Origin of the sequence: Streptococcus canis, assembly GCF_900636575.1 — a bacterium.
GTDB lineage: Bacteria > Bacillota > Bacilli > Lactobacillales > Streptococcaceae > Streptococcus > Streptococcus canis.
In genome coordinates this window covers 684333-703933 of record NZ_LR134293.1, presented here as the reverse complement: position 1 = coordinate 703933, position 19601 = coordinate 684333, and the positions used below count along the sequence as shown (strand labels likewise).

General features: G+C 43.1%; 13 protein-coding genes. 11 read left to right on the top strand and 2 right to left on the bottom strand.

The window, feature by feature from the left end:
- Positions 1–12: 12 nt before the first annotated feature.
- Positions 13–1278 (bottom strand): imidazolonepropionase, encoded by a 1266-nt coding sequence (gene hutI / locus EL097_RS03700; RefSeq protein WP_003045667.1) that lies wholly within the window; start codon positions 1276–1278, stop codon positions 13–15.
- A gap of 377 nt (positions 1279–1655) precedes the next feature.
- Between hutI and EL097_RS03695 the strand changes: the two genes are divergently transcribed.
- The 8 genes from EL097_RS03695 to hutG all read left to right on the top strand — a co-directional run bounded on the left by EL097_RS03695 (position 1656) and on the right by hutG (position 11908).
- Entirely contained in the window at positions 1656–3686 is a 2031-nt protein-coding gene (locus EL097_RS03695) for a urocanate hydratase (RefSeq protein ID WP_003045669.1), read from the top strand.
- Between the two features lie 86 nt (positions 3687–3772).
- On the top strand, positions 3773–4672 hold the full coding sequence (ftcD, locus tag EL097_RS03690) for a glutamate formimidoyltransferase (protein ID WP_003045671.1): 900 nt from the start codon (positions 3773–3775) through the stop codon (positions 4670–4672).
- Positions 4673–4682: 10 nt separating this feature from the next.
- Positions 4683–5315, top strand: a complete 633-nt coding sequence (locus EL097_RS03685) for a cyclodeaminase/cyclohydrolase family protein (RefSeq protein ID WP_003045673.1) — start codon at positions 4683–4685, stop codon at positions 5313–5315.
- A gap of 10 nt (positions 5316–5325) precedes the next feature.
- Positions 5326–6999, top strand: a complete 1674-nt coding sequence (locus EL097_RS03680; protein ID WP_003045675.1) for a formate--tetrahydrofolate ligase — start codon at positions 5326–5328, stop codon at positions 6997–6999.
- 21 nt (positions 7000–7020) lie between these two features.
- Positions 7021–7617: a HutD/Ves family protein gene (locus tag EL097_RS03675; RefSeq protein WP_003045678.1), complete on the top strand. Its 597-nt coding sequence runs from the start codon at positions 7021–7023 to the stop codon at positions 7615–7617.
- 220 nt (positions 7618–7837) lie between these two features.
- Positions 7838–9181: an APC family permease gene (locus EL097_RS03670; RefSeq protein ID WP_003045680.1), complete on the top strand. Its 1344-nt coding sequence runs from the start codon at positions 7838–7840 to the stop codon at positions 9179–9181.
- A gap of 11 nt (positions 9182–9192) precedes the next feature.
- Positions 9193–10734, top strand: coding sequence for a histidine ammonia-lyase (gene hutH, locus EL097_RS03665; protein ID WP_003045682.1), 1542 nt, complete (start codon positions 9193–9195; stop codon positions 10732–10734).
- Positions 10735–10921: 187 nt separating this feature from the next.
- Complete coding sequence (hutG, locus tag EL097_RS03660) at positions 10922–11908, top strand: formimidoylglutamase (protein WP_003045684.1); 987 nt, start codon at positions 10922–10924, stop codon at positions 11906–11908.
- A gap of 40 nt (positions 11909–11948) precedes the next feature.
- On the opposite strand, the gene EL097_RS03655 is transcribed toward hutG, so the two are convergent.
- Complete coding sequence (locus tag EL097_RS03655; protein ID WP_003045686.1) at positions 11949–15023, bottom strand: AAA family ATPase; 3075 nt, start codon at positions 15021–15023, stop codon at positions 11949–11951.
- A 316-nt stretch (positions 15024–15339) separates the two neighbouring features.
- Here EL097_RS03655 and rpsB point away from each other — a divergent pair, with 316 nt between their 5' ends.
- From rpsB to EL097_RS10680, 3 genes are all read left to right on the top strand, one after another.
- On the top strand, positions 15340–16107 hold the full coding sequence (gene rpsB / locus EL097_RS03650; protein WP_003045688.1) for a 30S ribosomal protein S2: 768 nt from the start codon (positions 15340–15342) through the stop codon (positions 16105–16107).
- A 133-nt stretch (positions 16108–16240) separates the two neighbouring features.
- The gene (gene tsf, locus EL097_RS03645) at positions 16241–17281 is read left to right on the top strand and encodes a translation elongation factor Ts (RefSeq protein ID WP_003045691.1); all 1041 of its coding nucleotides are present in this window, start codon (positions 16241–16243) and stop codon (positions 17279–17281) included.
- Between the two features lie 380 nt (positions 17282–17661).
- A complete protein-coding gene (locus EL097_RS10680; RefSeq protein WP_003045694.1) occupies positions 17662–19356 on the top strand; it encodes an LPXTG cell wall anchor domain-containing protein in 1695 nt (564 codons plus the stop codon).
- The last annotated feature ends 245 nt before the right edge of the window (positions 19357–19601 follow it).

The window sequence follows — 19601 nt, the reverse complement described above, 5'->3', positions numbered from 1 at the left end:
TTTTAATGTTTTTTATAGAATACGTCCTCGGTCAACCGTGAGGTGACCTTTTTTATAGACTTGATGGATCAAGTTAGTGGCAAAGAAATAAAATGGGTAATCAATATTTGGGGCATCAAAGATGGCAATATCTGCTTCCTTACCAACTGTCAGGCTACCTACACATTCCTGCCGGTTAACCGAATAGGCAGCGTTAATGGTCACAGCATTTAAGACTTCAATTGGAGTAAGGCGCAACATAAAGCAGCCCAGTTGCATCACAAATTGCATATTAGCTGTCGGACAACTGCCTGGATTACTATCAGTGGAAAGGGTGATGGCCATGCCAGCATCAATCATCTTGCGAGCAGGGGCATAAGTGTCTTCCATCAAACTAAAGGTAGTGGCCGGAAGCAAATTACCTATGATACCTGCCTGACTCATCTTAGCAATGCCATTATCAGTTACCATCATCAAATGTTCTGCACTTATAGCGCCCAATTCTGCTGCCACGTCAACCCCACCGATAGAGGCAATCTCATCGGCATGAATACGAAGTTTAAAGCCCATATCTTTGGCTTTGCTTAACAGATAGCGGGACTCATCAGCTGTAAAGACATTTTTTTCACAGAAAATATCACAAAATTCTGCCAGATTCTTCTCTTTAACCTCTGGTAACATCTGCTCGACAATCACATCTAAGTACGCCTTAGCATTCCCCTTGTATTCTTCAGGGATAGCATGAGCTGCCATAAACGTGGATACCAAATCAATGGGATGATCTTTTTCGAGGGCTGCGACAACATCTAATTGGCGTTTCTCTGTTTCCCAATTAAGGCCGTAGCCGCTTTTTGCTTCGACAGTAGTCACTCCATGAAGCAACATGTAGTCTAGCAGTCTCTTAGACTTTTGATAAAGGTTATCAAAGCTGGCTGCCCGAGTGGCCCTCACCGTGCTTAAAATCCCGCCACCTTGAGCTAAAATATCTAAGTAAGACACCCCTGCCAATTTCTGAGCAAATTCATGTTCACGACTGCCACCATAGACCAAATGAGTATGGCAATCAATAATACCAGGGGTTGCAATTTTACCTTCATAAGAACGCACAATAGTCTCTGAACCGACAAGCTCAGCATCTGGCTCTCCCGAACCAAGAGCTATAATGAGACCGTCTTTGAGGGCTAAGTAGCCATCTTCAATGATAGTGGCTTCTTTCATTTCTTGTCCAGTCAGGGGATGACCAGGATCATTTGGGCTAACCAGTTGATTAAAATGCGTTAATAGGACATCAGCAACCATAAAAACCTCCTTTTGCTGGCAATATCTGTTATCAGATTGCGCCTCATTCGTTATCAGGGAAAGACACTGCCCAGCCTTGCTCTTTTGGGTAGAAAACTTACTGGTCAATCTGCTCTTGGAAGACTAGCTTTGTCTCCTTCTCTAACTGATGACTTGAGTCTGTCATCGTTCATCATTTGGGGCAAAAAATCTGCCTTTCCCTAGTTTCATTTTGTCATACCATCATCTTACTGTCAAAGCGTCAAATTTTAGTCAAAAAATAAGAGTTTTAGTTTTTTTTAGACTTTTTTAGCATTTCCGACTGTGGTTGACCTTTTATAGACCAGACTAGGTTAGACTAATCTCGACAATAAAAATGATTTAAGGAGGAGTTTTCGATGTCATTTTACAGTGAAACTGACATAGCTGCTGCTATGACTGTTAAGTTAGATGATGTGTTGCCAGAAAAGACTGTCTTCGAAGAAGGTATCCGCAGAGCGCCAGACAGAGGTTTTCGATTGACTCAGGCTCAAACTGAGATTGCCTTGAAAAATGCCTTGCGCTATGTGCCTAAAAAATTCCACGAAGAAGTCATTCCAGAATTTTTGGAAGAGCTCAAAACCCGCGGGCGTATCTATGGCTATCGCTTTAGACCAAAAGATCGTATTTACGGAAAACCCATTGACGACTACAAGGGAAATTGTACAGCTGCCAAGGCCATGCAGGTCATGATTGACAATAACTTGAGTTTTGAAATTGCCTTGTACCCTTACGAATTAGTCACTTATGGAGAAACTGGTTCCGTTTGTGCTAACTGGATGCAATACCAATTAATCAAAAAATACCTAGAAGTCATGACTGACCAACAAACCTTGGTGGTTGAATCTGGTCACCCCCTTGGTCTCTTCAAATCCAAACCTGAAGCTCCTCGTGTGATCATTACCAATGGTCTTTTGGTCGGTGAATACGACAACATGAAAGACTGGGAAATCGCTGAAGAGATGGGGGTCACTAACTATGGTCAAATGACCGCAGGTGGTTGGATGTATATTGGCCCACAAGGAATTGTTCATGGGACATTTAATACCCTCTTAAATGCTGGTCGTCTCAAACTCGGTGTGGCTGATGATGGTGATTTGACCGGTAAACTCTTTATCTCATCTGGTTTAGGAGGCATGAGTGGGGCACAAGGTAAGGCTGCCGAAATTGCTAAAGCAGTTGCCATCATTGCCGAAGTTGACCAATCTCGAATTGAAACCCGTTATTCTCAAGGCTGGATTAGTCAAATTGCTGAAAGCCCTGAAGAAGCGCTGCAATTAGCCCAAAAAGCCATTGACGCTAAAGAATCTACCTCTATCGCTTATCATGGTAATATTGTTGATCTCTTAGAATACGTCAATGACAAGCAGATTCCTGTTGACCTTTTGTCTGACCAAACTTCTTGTCACAACGTTTACGATGGTGGCTACTGTCCAGCAGGCATTAGCTTTGACGAAAGAACTAGGCTCTTGGCAGAAGACAAGGATACCTTCTGTCAAATGGTTGATGACACCTTGGCACGGCACTTTGAAGCTATTAAGACCTTAACCGAAAATGGCACTTATTTCTTTGACTATGGCAATGCCTTTATGAAGTCTGTTTATGACTCTGGCATTACAGAAATTTCTAAGAATGGTCTTGATGACAAAGACGGCTTTATCTGGCCATCTTATGTGGAAGACATCATGGGCCCTATGCTCTTTGATTATGGCTATGGACCCTTCCGTTGGGTCTGCTTGAGTGGTAAGCACGAAGATCTAGTAGCAACTGACCACGCGGCTATGGAAGCTATCAATCCTGACCGCCGCTACCAAGACCGTGACAACTATAACTGGATTCGTGATGCTGAGAAAAATCAATTGGTCGTCGGCACACAAGCCCGTATCCTTTACCAAGACTGTATTGGTCGTGTGACTATCGCCCTTAAATTTAATGAATTGGTTCGAGAAGGTAAGATTGGACCTGTCATGATTGGCCGTGACCACCATGACGTGTCTGGTACCGACTCACCATTCCGTGAAACCTCAAACATTAAAGACGGCTCCAATGTCACCTGTGATATGGCGGTTCAATGTTACGCTGGTAATGCTGCGCGTGGCATGAGTTTAGTGGCTCTTCATAATGGAGGTGGCACTGGTATCGGTAAGGCCATCAACGGTGGTTTCGGACTTGTCCTAGATGGTAGCGAACGCATTGATGAAATTATTAAATCTGCTATTGCTTGGGACACTATGGGTGGTGTCGCTCGCCGTAACTGGGCCCGCAATGAACATGCTATTGAAACCGCTATTGAATACAACCATCTTCATGCAGGCACCGACCATATCACTATCCCATACTTGGCTGATGACGATCTGGTAGCCTCAGCAGTAGATCACTTATTTCACTAAAAGCTGCTAGATAAAAATGTAAACGCTATCCTTATTAGGTAACCAATTCTTAACGAGTAACTCAATGACATAAAAAGGAGATTAACATGTCGAAAATTGTTGAATGTATTCCAAACTTCTCAGAAGGCCAAAATCAGGCTGTTATCGATGGTTTGGTGGCGACAGCCAAAAGTATTCCCGGAGTGACCCTCCTCGACTACTCTTCTGATGCAAGCCACAACCGGAGCGTGTTTACCTTGGTTGGTGATGATCAGTCTATTCAAGAAGCAGCTTTCCAACTAGTTAAATACGCTTCTGAAAACATTGATATGACCAAACATCATGGCGAACACCCTCGCATGGGTGCCACCGATGTCTGCCCGTTTGTCCCAATCAAAGACATCACCACAGCAGAATGTGTTGAGATTTCAAAACAAGTCGCAGAACGGATTAACCGTGAACTTGGTATCCCAATCTTCCTTTACGAAGACTCTGCCACACGTCCAGAACGTCAAAACCTGGCTAAAATCCGTAAAGGTCAGTTTGAAGGCATGCCAGAAAAACTGTTGGAAAAGGACTGGGCACCTGATTACGGAGACCGTAAGATTCACCCTACTGCTGGAGTAACTGCCGTCGGTGCTCGCATGCCATTGGTTGCCTTCAATGTTAATTTGGATACTGACAATATCGACATTGCTAATAAAATTGCTAAAATCATTCGCGGTTCAGGTGGCGGCTACAAATATTGTAAAGCCATCGGTGTCATGTTAGAAGACCGTCATATTGCCCAAGTTTCCATGAACATGGTTAACTTTGAAAAATGTTCTCTTTATCGTACTTTTGAAACCATTCGCTTTGAAGCTAAACGCTATGGGGTTAATATTATCGGTTCTGAAGTCATCGGACTTGCACCAGCCAAGGCCTTAATTGATGTGGCTGAATACTACTTGCAAGTTGAAGATTTTGACTACAACAAGCAGGTGCTTGAAAACCATTTGCTGGGTTAGGAGGTTCTCTATGAATTTGGTTGATTTAAGCTTAGCAGATTTCGCTAAAGTTCTTGGTTCAGATGCCCCTGCTCCAGGTGGTGGCTCTGCTGCTGCCCTCTCTGGCGCTAATGGCATTTCCTTGACCAAGATGGTCTGTGAATTGACCCTTGGTAAGAAAAAATACGCTGACTACCAAGACATCATCGAAGACGTTCATGCTAACAGCACTGCTCTACAAACTAGCTTGCTTGCAGCCATTGACAAAGACACCGAAGCTTTTAACCTAGTTTCTGCTGTTTTCGACATGCCAAAAGAGACTGACGAAGATAAAGCTGCCAGACGAACTGCCATGCAAAAAGCTTTAAAAACAGCTGCGCAATCACCTTTTGAGATGATGACCCTCATGGTCGAAGCACTCGAAACCACTGCAACAGCTGTTGGCAAGTCCAATACGAATGCTGCTAGCGACCTCGGTGTAGCTGCTTTGAGCCTAAAAGCAGGCCTACAAGGCGCTTGGTTGAATGTCTTGATTAATCTTTCCGGCATCAAAGACGAAGACTTTGTTACCGACTATCGCCAAAAAGGGCAAGCCTTACTAGACAAGGGCTGTCTCTTAGCCGATGACATTTACAAGCAGATTCTTGAGATTGTTTTAAAATAAAGGAGTCACTATGGTCTTATCAGATATTGAAATAGCCAATTCTGTCACTATGGAGCCTATCAGTAAGGTTGCCGACCAATTAGGCATTGATGAGGAAGCCCTCTGTCTCTATGGCAAGTACAAGGCAAAAATCGATACCCGTCAACTGGTCGCCTTAAAAGACAAACCTGATGGCAAACTCATTCTTGTCACTGCTATCTCACCAACACCAGCTGGTGAAGGCAAAACCACCACTTCTGTTGGATTGGTAGATGCCCTTACTGCCATTGGAAAAAAAGCAGTCATCGCCCTTCGCGAACCTTCTCTAGGTCCTGTTTTTGGGGTTAAAGGAGGAGCTGCTGGTGGTGGTCACGCGCAAGTTGTCCCAATGGAAGACATCAACCTCCACTTTACAGGGGACTTTCATGCCATCGGTGTCGCCAACAACTTATTAGCTGCCTTGATTGATAACCACATTCACCATGGCAATAACCTAGGTATTGATTCCAGACGTATCACTTGGAAACGTGTGGTGGACATGAATGACCGCCAGCTTCGTCATATTGTTGACGGTTTGCAAGGCAAGGTCAACGGAGTACCTCGTGAAGATGGTTATGACATTACCGTCGCCTCTGAAATCATGGCAATCCTGTGCCTATCCGAAAACATTTCTGACCTCAAAGCCCGCCTTGAAAAAATCATCATTGGTTACAACTACCAAGGTGAACCTGTAACAGCTAAAGACTTGAAAGCTGGGGGTGCCTTAGCAGCACTGCTCAAAGATGCCATTCACCCTAACCTCGTCCAAACCCTAGAACACACACCAGCCCTCATTCACGGCGGACCATTTGCTAATATCGCCCATGGCTGTAACAGTGTCCTAGCCACCAAACTAGCCTTGAAATATGGTGATTATGCCGTTACCGAAGCTGGATTTGGCGCTGACCTTGGAGCTGAAAAATTCATTGACATCAAATGCCGTATGTCAGGACTTCGTCCAGCAGCTGTTGTCCTAGTAGCCACTATTCGTGCCCTTAAAATGCATGGTGGCGTTCAAAAAACTGACTTGGCTACTGAAAATGTTCAAGCCGTTGTGGATGGCTTGCCTAACCTTGACAAACATTTGGCTAATATCCAAGACGTCTATGGCCTTCCAGTTGTTGTTGCGATCAATAAATTCCCACTTGATACCGATGCCGAATTACAAGCTGTCTATGATGCCTGCGACAAACGTGGTGTTGACGTTGTGATTTCTGACGTTTGGGCAACTGGCGGAGCTGGTGGTAAAGAACTAGCTGAAAAAGTCGTGGCCTTGGCAGAACAAGACAATCAATTCCGCTTTGTTTATGATGCAGATGATAGCATCGAAACCAAGCTAACTAAAATTGTCACTAAAGTTTACGGTGGTAAAGGCATCAACTTGAGCCCGGCAGCCAAACGTGAACTAGCAGAATTAGAACGACTCGGCTTTGGCAACTACCCAATTTGCATGGCCAAAACCCAGTACTCCTTCTCAGACGATGCCAAAAAGCTCGGCGCACCAACAGACTTTATAGTGACCATTAGCAACCTTAAAGTGTCCGCAGGAGCAGGATTTATCGTTGCCCTAACAGGTGCTATCATGACCATGCCTGGTCTTCCAAAAGTACCTGCCAGCGAAAAAATTGATATTGACAAGGAGGGCAACATCACAGGACTATTCTAATTGGAAACAAGGAGAGAACAAATGACAAAGGTCACAATCAAAATGCCCTCTGATTACCTCCAAACCGACTGGTCTGGCGGCAAAACCAACCAATTGTTCCTTTATCCTGAAAAGGGAGATTATGGAGAGAGAACGTTCTCCTATCGTCTCTCAACTGCAACTGTGGCCCTACGACAGACAACTTTTACCTTACTTGACGGCTATCACAGGATCCTAATGACCCTAGACAAGCCAATCACATTAAGTGATTTGAGTCATGCCAAAGAGGTGTCCCTAACTCCTTTTGAACCCTATGCCTTTGAAGGCGATGCCAGAATCGTCAGTCGTGGAACCTGCCAAGACATGAATTTAATATATGATGATCATTACCAAGGACAGTTATTACCTATTTGGTCTGACACACCATTTGAGGCACCTAAAGCGGACTGTCAACTGCTTTATGCCCTAAGCAAGCTGACTTATTCTGTGACCAATCAGATGCATCAAGAACTTGAAGCCAATCACTTGTTGGTAATCGATCAGGAAGCCAGCCTTTCAGACCTAAAAATTTGCCCCAATCAAACAAGCCCCGTCCGAACGCCAGTAGCTGTTTGGGCAGGCTTATGGCACAAGACTTAGTGGGAACAAGATAGGTGTCAGATTACTAATGCCTATTTCCTCCAATTAGGTCACTACTCACCATCACAAAAAGCTACCTACTTTCTCATCGCTAATCAATGTCTCATCACTGTCGTTAGGTGTAGGGAGGAATCTTCCTCAACCGAGTGACTCCTCATTTCCTAGCGGCCTTATCCATTCTATTTGAACGCAACTTGCAAACAAAAAGGAGAGCATTATTATGGCGTCAAATCACATGAACGAACAAGAAAGAGAACAGGCTAAGTTTAGCTTAAGCGGTGCCACTCTTTACGGTATCAATGCCGTTATCGGCTCTGGTATCTTCCTCTTACCTAGAGCCATTTACAAGGGCCTTGGCCCTGCATCAATCGCTGTTATGTTTGGGACAGCTATTTTAACCATCATGCTGGCGGTTTGTTTTGCAGAAGTCTCTGGCTATTTTGGCAAAAATGGCGGAGCCTTCCAATATTCCAAACGAGCTTTTGGTGACTTTATCGGCTTTAACGTTGGCTTCCTTGGCTGGGCTGTTACCATCTTCGCTTGGGCAGCCATGGCAGCTGGATTTGCCAGAATGTTTATCATTACTTTCCCTGCTTTTGAAGGTTGGCACATTCCTATTAGTGTTGGACTGATTATCTTACTGTCCTTGATGAATATCGCTGGCTTGAAAACCTCTAAAATTTTCACCATCACAGCCACCATTGCTAAGTTAATTCCAATCGTTGCCTTCTCTGCCTGTACCCTTTTCTTCATCAAAAATGGGCTTCCTAACTTTACCCCCTTTGTTCAATTGGAACCAGGGACTGACCTCTTAGGGGCTATCTCCAATACTGCTGTTTATATCTTCTATGGCTTTATTGGTTTTGAAACCCTATCCATTGTCGCTGGGGAAATGCGTGACCCTGAAAAAAATGTGCCACGTGCTATTTTAGGATCAATCAGCATCGTCTCTGTCTTGTACATGCTGATTATCGGTGGAACTATTGCCATGCTTGGCTCTCAAATCATGATGACCAATGCACCTGTTCAAGATGCCTTTGTTAAAATGATAGGCCCTGCTGGCGCTTGGATGGTGTCAATCGGTGCTTTAATTTCCATTACAGGTCTTAACATGGGAGAATCCATCATGGTGCCTCGTTACGGTGCCGCCATTGCTGATGAAGGACTTTTACCAGCAGCTATTGCCAAGCAAAATAAAAATGGCGCACCACTCGTTGCTATCTTGGTTTCAGGAGCAATTGCTATTGTACTTCTACTCACTGGCTCATTTGAAAACTTAGCAAAACTCAGTGTTGTCTTCCGCTTCTTCCAATACATCCCAACAGCTCTAGCTGTTATGAAATTACGGAAGGACGATCCCGATGCTAAGGTGATTTTCCGAGTCCCATTTGGTCCTGTCATTCCAATTCTTGCCGTCATTATCAGTTTGATTATGATTTGGGGTGACAACCCAATGAACTTTGTCTATGGTGCAGTTGGTGTCATCATTGCAAGTAGTGTTTATTACCTTATGCACGGACGCAAGCACCAAATGGATCAAATGCCCCCTGAAGAACAAATCTAGGAGAAAAAAAGATGACAAGAGTGATTCATTTAGACGGCGAAAGCCTTACCCTCGAAGACGTGATTGCGATTGCTCGCCAAGGCGTAGCCTGTCGCATTGATGACAGTGCTGTTGAAGCTGTGAATGCCTCTCGTAAAATTGTTGATGACATTGTCAACGAAAAACGAGTCGTTTACGGGGTGACCACTGGTTTTGGATCCCTTTGTAACGTGAGCATTTCACCAGAAGATACGGTCCAACTCCAAGAAAATTTGATTCGGACTCATGCCAGTGGTTTTGGTGACCCATTGCCAGAAGATGCTGTGAGAGCCATCATGCTTATCCGTATCAACTCTCTCGTCAAAGGGTATTCTGGTATTCGCTTGTCCACCATTGAAAAATTAGTAGAACTGCTCAACAAAGGGGTTCACCCGTACATTCCTGAGAAAGGCTCTCTAGGGGCCTCAGGAGATTTGGCGCCACTTGCTCACATGGTGCTTCCTATGCTTGGCCTAGGGAAAGCTTACTATAAAGGCGAACTCCTTTCTGGTCAAGAAGCTCTTGATAAAGCTGGTATCGACAAGATTTCTTTAGCTGCTAAAGAAGGCTTAGCCCTTATCAACGGAACAACCGTTCTGACTGGCATTGGCGCCCTTGCGACCTATGATGCCATTCAACTATTGAAATTATCAGACCTGGCAGGTGCCCTTTCGCTTGAAGTGCATAAGGGCATCACTAGCCCATTTGAAGAAAACCTTCACACCATTCGCCCACAAAGCGGCCAGTTGGCAACAGCTCGCAATATCCGAAACCTCCTAGAAGGCAGCCAAAACACAACCGTAGCTACTCAATATCGTGTGCAAGACCCTTACACCTTACGCTGTATCCCTCAAATTCATGGGGCTAGCAAAGACAGTATTGCCTATGTCAAATCCAAAATTGACATTGAAATCAATTCTGTCACAGATAATCCAATTATCTGTAAAGATGGCCACGTTATTTCAGGAGGTAACTTCCACGGAGAACCAATGGCACAGCCATTTGACTTTTTAGGCATCGCCATTTCTGAAATCGGAAATGTTTCTGAACGCCGTGTGGAACGTTTGGTCAATAGCCAACTCAGCAAGTTGCCATCTTTCCTTGTCAAATACCCAGGTCTCAATTCAGGCTTTATGATTACCCAGTACGCCTGTGCCTCTCTTGCTTCTGAAAACAAGGTTTTGGCACATCCAGCCAGCGTGGATTCTATCCCATCTTGTGAAAACCAAGAAGACTTTGTCAGCATGGGTACCACCGCTGCTCGCAAGGCCTGCGAAATCCTTAAAAATTCTCGCCGCATCGTGGCTACTGAAATCATGGCAGCCTGCCAAGCCCTTGACCTCAAACCTGAAAATCATGAACTAGGTAAAGGGACTAAGGTTGCCTACGATCTCTTCCGCAAGAAAGTCAACTTTATCGAACACGATAAAGACATCGAAATCTACGATGAATTAAACAAGGCATCAGCAGTCATTGAAGACCCAAGCTTCCTCGAAGCGGTTGAACAGGCAGTTGAATTGAGTATCCAATTTTAGTGAATAAGGTACTTCTTTAACCAAAAGGGGCTGTGGCAAGAGTCATGGCCTCTTTGGGCTAACTGACTGAGACCAAAAGCAGACGAATCTATTGCTCTGCTATTCCTAAAAAACCAGTGACAAAAGCCAAGAAAGTGTTGACGCTAAGCTTTATTTTGCTATCATAATCCTAAAGGAGATGACGCGCATGCTAGAAGATTACTACCCATCTACCACCAGTTACTACCATGGTGCGATTGATGACGATTTATACGCTGCCAAATGGGGCATGGTCATGACCTTCCTTGACCTTAACGACAGCTCACTAACCCCTTTTGAAGGAACACATTTTGCCTTGATTGGCTTTAAAAGTGATAAGGGAGTTTATATCAATAATGGTCGTGTCGGAGCAGTCGAAAGTCCAGCCGCCATACGAACCCAGCTCGCCAAATTCCCTTGGCATTTAGGAGACCAAGTCATGGTTTACGATGTGGGAAACATTGACGGCCCCAACCGCTCTTTGGAACAATTGCAAAACAGTTTAAGCAAGGCCATCAAACGGATGCGTGACCTTAATCTCAGACCCATCGTCTTAGGAGGAGGCCACGAAACAGCCTACGGGCATTACTTAGGGCTTCGTCAAAGCCTAGCCCCAAGTGACGACCTAGCTGTCATCAACATGGACGCTCACTTTGATTTAAGGCCCTACGACCAAACAGGTCCCAATTCTGGCACCGGATTCCGCCAGATGTTTGATGATGCCGTTGCGGAAAATCGCCTCTTTAACTATCTCGTTTTAGGCATTCAAGAACATAACAATAACCTCTTCTTATTTGACTTTGTAGCAAAATCCAAGGGCATTCAATTTTTGACTGGACAAGACATTTATCGCATGGGCTACCAAAAGGTCTGCCAAACCATTGATCGTTTCTTAGAAGGGCAAGAAAGGGTCTACCTGACCATTGACATGGACTGCTTCTCAGTTGGTGCTGCGCCTGGGGTCAGTGCTATCCAGTCCCTCGGGGTGGACCCAAATCTTGCCGTCCTCGTCTTACAACACATTGCTGCCAGTGGAAAGTTAGTTGGCTTTGACATTGTTGAGGTCTCACCACCACACGATATTGACAACCACACTGCCAATTTAGCAGCCACCTTTATCTTTTACCTCGTACAGATTATGGCACAACATAGCTAAAAACCCTCTGATTTAATGTCAGAGAGCTTTCGCTTTAGTCTTAGTTTTTAGAGAATAATTGCTGGCGCAAATCTTCCAATTCAGTTACCAAATGACAGTCTCGGTAAGGGTTGAGGTTAGCATTGGCAATCTCATAATAATACTCAAAGGATTCTGACAGTAGGTTTGTCATACGTTCTTTCTGCTGAGCAGTCAAGGCAGGCCCCTGAACCACTAATTGGTATTTAACCACCGCCATCAAATAGAAAATCAAGCCCTTATCTCGCGGATTACCATACCGAGACATCAAGTTTTCCTTATGATTAAGCAAGGTCAAGACTGACTGGTAATCCCCTTGCTTCCAATGAATCATGGCAAGATAAATTTCAAGTTGGGTTTCTTTCCAAGGATAGATATGATTGACCAAGGCCTCTTTAGCAAGGGTCAAGACCTGCTCTGCCTGATCAAAACGACCCAAATAGAAATAAGAAATGCCTAAACCAATGTAAAAAATACTGACTGACAACTCGGCCGGCTTGTTTTCGGTTAAAGCAATAGCTTCTGTTTGATAATCGATAGCCTTTTCAAACTGACAGCGAATCTGCGCAATTTCTGCTAAATAATCCAAGGCAGCAGCAATCTGAATAGCATATTGAGACCGCACTGCTTGTGTCACCTTAAAGAAATCAATGGACTGTTGGAATAACTGCTCTGCCTCTTCCAATTCCCCAATAATCAGATGGTAAAGACCCTTTAAACGCAAACTAATCGCAATGGCCTCAAAATGATTGGCAGCAACTGCCGCATCTAAAGAAAGCCCTGTATAATAACGCATTTCAGGCTTATTTTCCACTTGAATACAATAATGAATCAACTGGCGATAGCCTTCTAACAAAAAAGATGTCTGATTAAGTTCGGTCGCCAAAGCAATCACCTTTTGAATGTTTTTGATGCCTTCCTGATACTTCCCTGTACGAATATCGTAACGGCCTTCAAGGTAAGAAAAACGAATGAGCAACTGCTGAAAATCACGGTTATTATCATAAGTCAATTCCAAATCAGCAATGCTTTGCCGAATCTTATCAAACTGCTGTTCCATTAAACGTTGGTTGTCACGGTCTGACATCTCCATCAAACCAATACTTTTAGAGTAAATAGGAAACAGTTCGTGCTGAAATGGCAAGGTAGCATCTAGATAGTTAAGATTGTATTCTAGAGCCTTAATCACCTGCCGTGATTCCTTGTAATGGTAAGCAATGTCATCTAGTAAGTGAGGGCTTGACGTTAAAATAGGCAGCAAATCTTCTAACCGTTTGGCAATTTGTCCGTGCAATAAACGCCTTTTTGACAAAGATAAACGGTCATAACTATAGAGTTGAATAATCCGCTGACGAAATGAAATCAACACCTCATCTCCCATGCTTTCTTCTACCAGAATATAATCATGACAGAGGCTATCCACTATCTCAATCACTTCCTCTAACGGAAGCGACAGTAACTGCGCCAAAGTATTTAAAGGCACAGGCCCCCGACAACAAGACAAGTAGTTTAACAAGTCGTCATCACGGCTACTCAAATTAGCTAATTTAAGCCCCAACTTAGCTTTAATGGCAGGCGTCAAAGGCATAAATTTTTCATGACGCAGCAGGGCTTGAGTGTATTCTGACAAGAAGAAAGGAATGCCTTGGCTGGCTTGGTAGAGGTGCTCCATTTCTTCTTCCGTAACTGACTGATCCCCTAACTGACTGTTAATATAAGCCAAACTGTCTTGCCGATTAAAAGGCTCCAAGCGAATGCTTTCTAAACGTCCCTGACTCATCAAGGCATTCAAACAAAGGCCCAACTGAGGAGTTGTTCCTAGATGCTTGGTCAAGACAAAAGCAATCGGATAACGGACCAATTGATGCATAACCCGTTGCAACAAGGTCAAGCTGTCTTCGTCCATCCAGTGACAATCCTCAATAAGGATGACCAGCGCCTTGATTTCTGCCAAATGTTGCAAAATATCAACAATAAAGGAAACCAACAAGCTGGTGTGATCCTTGATAAAAGGTTGACTACTATGTCCTTGAAAAACGGTTGCCATCGGAAAACAGTGTTTAAGAGCAGCCTTCCAAGCTTTGGTGGTCAATAAGCGGTGCTGAATCACCAAATCTCCCAAACCATCTAAAATATTGCGCCAAGGCAATAAGGAATCCATAGCTTCTTCACGAAAGCATTTAGCTGTGACAATTTGAAACGTTTGGGTTTGATTGGCTAAGACCTGTCTAGCCAAGGTTCGTTTCCCAATTCCTGTATCACCAATTAAAAGCAAAGCTCCCACCTCTCGACAGGTCAAACAGTTGGCAAAATAGGTTTCCAGTTGCTTAATCTCATCAATGCGTCCCAAAAAATGATTACTATTGCGCAAAAAATGCTTGATTTTGCGTTCATTACGATCTTTAGCGAATACTTCTTGATAAATCTGCTGACTTTGCAAACTCGGTTGAATCCCTAACTCCTTATCCAATACATTAGCCAATTGATAATAAGTTTCGATGACCTTACTAGGACGATTCCCCTGCTGATAAAGCCTCATCAAGAGCTGATAGTTCCTCTCTTCAAACTCATCTCGTTCAATCAGCTGTTTTAAATGCTCTTCGGTGTCTTCAATAGCATCTAAAGAAAGCCCTTCTTCGATCCTTTGATAACAGGCTTTAAGATAAAGCTGCTCACACTGGAGGCGAATCTTTGAGACCCACAAGTCAAATTCTTCTCCACTTTTAAGGTAAAAGCCCTGCAAAAATTCCCCTTGATAAAGGGGTAAATGAGCCAACGGAGCCTCCAAAAAAGGGAGAATATCTGTTCTAATATCCAAACTTGGATTTAAGAGGAGGATATTACGGTTAGGACAACTAATCACATCAGCCTGCAAAGCCTTGTTAGCCTGATAAATGGTATTTCGCAAGTTCTTTTTTGCCGTCTGCGTGTTCTTGTTTTCCCAGAGCAAGCTAGCTGCCATCTCACGGCTAACAGATCCATTAACAGCTAGATAATAAAGAAGAGCATCTACTTTAGCAAAAGTAAAAAATTGTTCCTCATCATTGAGGAAAATTCGGGGTGTCCCAAGCAGTTGAAATCTGATAACCTTGTCCATATAAACGCCTCCAAAAGTATTGCAACCTCACTATATCCTAATTCCAAACATTTCGCAAGTCTGACCCTAGCTAAGCCTGCGCTAGGAAGAATCATAACTATTCCCAGAAAAAGAACTTTCCAAGCAGAAAAAACAAGCTTTGAATCTGCTTTTCTGGGGTTTTGACTTGCTTTTAAGCCTTTTTTTTGATAGTATAGTAGGGTCGTGTAAACGACAAATACTCATTCTGGACCAATTGTGGGCTTGTTGCCGCTAGGTTAGCCTGCAAGTCGAAGTCTGGAAGAGGACAAAACATTTTATAAAGGAGAAACTACTCATGGCAGTAATTTCAATGAAACAACTTCTTGAGGCTGGTGTTCACTTTGGTCACCAAACGCGTCGCTGGAACCCTAAGATGGCTAAATACATCTTCACAGAGCGTAATGGTATCCACGTTATCGACTTGCAACAAACTGTAAAATTGGCTGACCAAGCTTACGAATTTGTTCGTGACGCAGCAGCAAACGATGCAGTTATCTTGTTCGTTGGGACTAAAAAACAAGCTGCTGAAGCAGTTGCTGACGAAGCAACTCGTGCAGGTCAATACTTCATCAACCACCGTTGGTTGGGTGGAACGCTTACTAACTGGGGAACAATCCAAAAACGTATCGCTCGTTTGAAAGAAATCAAACGCATGGAAGAAGAAGGAACTTTCGACCTTCTTCCTAAGAAAGAAGTTGCACTTCTTAACAAACAACGTGCTCGTCTTGAAAAATTCTTAGGCGGTATCGAAGATATGCCTCGTATCCCAGACGTCATGTACGTTGTTGACCCACATAAAGAACAAATCGCTGTTAAAGAAGCTAAAAAACTTGGTATCCCAGTTGTAGCGATGGTTGATACAAACGCTGATCCAGATGACATCGATGTTATTATCCCAGCTAACGATGACGCTATCCGCGCCGTTAAATTGATCACTGCTAAATTGGCTGACGCTATTATCGAAGGCCGTCAAGGTGAAGATGCAGACGTTGCTTTTGAAGCTGACACTCAAGCAGAGTCAATCGAAGAAATCGTTGAAGTTGTAGAAGGCGACAACGCTTAATTAGCACAGAGTTACTCACTCTCGTGACAAACGTCGTTTGTCTTTAACAATCGAAAACCAAACGGGGCAGAAAGCAAACCGCTCTGTCTCGTTTTTTTAAACGAAAACAAACATAATTTGGAGGATACTACACATGGCAGAAATTACAGCTAAGCTTGTAAAAGAATTACGTGAAAAATCTGGTGCCGGCGTTATGGACGCTAAAAAAGCACTTGTTGAAACTGACGGAGACATGGATAAAGCCATTGAACTTCTTCGTGAAAAAGGAATGGCTAAGGCAGCTAAAAAAGCTGACCGTGTTGCCGCTGAAGGTTTAACTGGCGTTTACGTTCACGGTAACGTTGCTGCTGTTGTTGAAGTTAACGCTGAAACTGACTTCGTTGCTAAAAACGCCCAATTCGTTGAATTGGTAAATGCAACCGCTAAAGTAATCGCAGAAGGCAAACCAGCTAACAACGAAGAAGCTCTTGCACTTGTAATGCCTTCTGGTGAAACTCTTGCTGACGCTTACGTTAACGCAACTGCTACCATCGGAGAAAAAATCTCATTCCGTCGTTTTGCTTTGATTGAAAAAACTGACGAGCAACACTTCGGTGCTTACCAACACAACGGTGGCCGTATCGGGGTTATCTCAGTTATCGAAGGCGGCGATGACACACTTGCTAAGCAAGTGTCAATGCACATCGCTGCAATGAAACCAACTGTTCTTTCATACACTGAACTTGACGCACAATTCATCAAAGACGAACTTGCACAATTAAACCACGCTATCGAACTTGACAACGAATCACGTGCTATGGTTGACAAACCAGCCCTTCCATTCTTGAAATACGGTTCAAAAGCTCAATTGTCAGACGACGTGATTGCTGCCGCTGAAGCAGACATCAAAGCTGAGCTTGCTGCTGAAGGCAAACCAGAAAAAATCTGGGACAAAATCATCCCAGGTAAAATGGACCGCTTTATGCTTGACAACACTAAAGTTGACCAAGCTTACACCCTTCTTGCACAAGTCTACATCATGGACGACAGCAAAACTGTTGAAGCTTACCTTGACTCAGTAAACGCTAAAGCGATTGCTTTTGCCCGTTTTGAAGTTGGTGAAGGCATCGAGAAAAAAGCGAACGACTTCGAATCAGAAGTTGCTGCTACAATGGCTGCTGCTCTTAACAACTAATCACCTATTTCTGAGAAATCGTTTATAAAAAAAAGACAATCTTCTGTGTAGAGTTTGTCTCAAAACGTAGACAGACTCTATTTTTAGAAGATGTCAATAAAAATAATCGAATGATCATGATGTCAACTAACTCCTGAAACGCTTATTTATCGTGTTTCAGGAGTTTTTCTTTTGTAGACGAACAAAAAAGAGTGAAGAAAAATTGTCCTAAATGGACTTTTTCTTCCATAGTAGGCTAAGCCAACTAACACAGCTACGAGGGGAAATGAGCGACTTGGTTTACCAGTTCAGAAATGTGAAATCTGATAAAATCATGAGCTTGAAGATATATATATATATAATGTTACTTGATAATTTGAGGAAAAATGGAGAAATAATCAATGAGAAAAAACATGTCCCTATGTCGTCGTGTCGTTGGTACTAGCTTGCTGGCAATTACCTTGCTTGGAATGTCTAGTGTTGGGGTAAATAAGGTAGCAGCTGATACTACGTCCCTTGTATCAGAAGTGAAGACTTTTATGGATAAGTTTGATAATAAAGATAAGAATAATGATGAATATAAGAGGACAGTTGCTTCTTTGAGTGATGAAGCTTTGAATTATTTGATGTTAAAAGTTGTGGCTGATTTTGATATTCAACCTGATAGTCATGTTATCGATACGTCTCTCGGTACTGGTCAGAAATTGAATTATTTGGGAACAAGTAATAAAGATAAAAATGCTCGTAAAATCGTTTTTGAAGAAATGAAAAAACGTATTACACAGAGAGACATATTTAGAGATGAAGCTAGATACCAACAAGGTCAAAATAGTAAGCTAAGTGCAAAAAATCAAACATTGACAAAAGAAAAGGCTAAGCTGTCACAAGATTTAAACCAAAAGAATACAGAACTAGAAAGTCTTACAGAACAGTTCCGTCTAACCTTATTAAAAGATGAAGCTGACAAGAAAAAGCTAGAGACTGAACGTGACGCTCTAAAAACAAAAAGTGACAAGCTTGCTACGCAACTAAATCAAGCTAATCAATCAAATGCGGAATTAGAAGCCAAAGCTAAAGAGTTGAAAGAACAAGCAGACACAGCTACTCAAAACTTGCAAACCAGTCAAGAAAAAGTGAAAGAGCTTGATCAGAAGATTGCTGATGCGACTACTCAAAATAAAACACTACAAGCCCAACTAGAAAAAGGTCAGAGTGAGTTACAGGAGTTGACCCAAAAGCTCCAAGCAACTGAAACGTTGAACGCTGAAGCTAAAGCTAAGTTACAACAAGAACTAGATGCCAAGCAAAAAGAAGTCGAAGGACTTCAAGGACAAGTAGCTGAGTCAGCTAACAAGCTAAAAGAGCTCGAAGCAGCACAAAAAGCATCCAATGCGAAAGTTGCTGAATTGAGTGCTGAAAAGGAAAATTTAGCGAAAGAAAAAGCAGAAGTAGAGTCCCAACTTCAAAATCAAACCAAATTAAGTGACGAAGAAAAAACAAAACTTGAGCAAAAATTAGCTGACGTTCAAGCCAAAATCACTGACAAAGAAAAAGCTATTAAAGCACTTGAAGAGAAATTAGCAGAAACAACAAAATCAATCAAGGCACTTGAAGAAGCTAAAGCACAAGTTGAAGAGAAGCTTAAAAACCAAAGCCAACTGAGCGAGCAAGAAAAGGCGCAGCTTCAAAAAGAACTTCAAGATTTGATGGCTAAACTAGAAGCCCTCAAGAAAAATCAAGATCACGCACCAAGTGTCCCAGAGACACCTGAGGTTAAACCAGAGGATACTCCAAAAGCTCCAGAAACGCCTGAGGTTGCTCCAGAAAAAGAGCAAAACAAACCAGAGGATAAGGCACCAGGCAAACACAGTATTCCATGGACAGCGTTGACCCCAGCCCAACCAATCCCATCACCTAAGGATAAGGCGACACCTAAGCCTAAAGTACCGCAAGCTAACACAGCAGGAACAGGCGCATTCGCTAAGTCTGCTCAGCTACCAGCTACAGGGGAAAAGACTAGTCCATTCTTCACTGCGGCAGCTTTAGCCGTAATAGTCTCATCGGGTGTTCTTGCACGTAAACGTAAAGAGAACTAGGTCATTGCTGATTAGCGCTACTAAGTCTAGTGACAGTAGTCCCTAATCTATTGATTATTCTCCTTATTACCTCCAGCATACTGTTTTTGGAAAGACAGGGCTGGAGGTGTTTTTGTTTCTCTATCCTTGAAAGAATCCAAAGTCTTGATGGAACTCTGAAAGGATAGTCTGCTCACGACACCAGTTAAAAAATGTTGTCATTAATGGCACTTACAAAAACAAAGGTCATTTAGGACAAGTTGTCT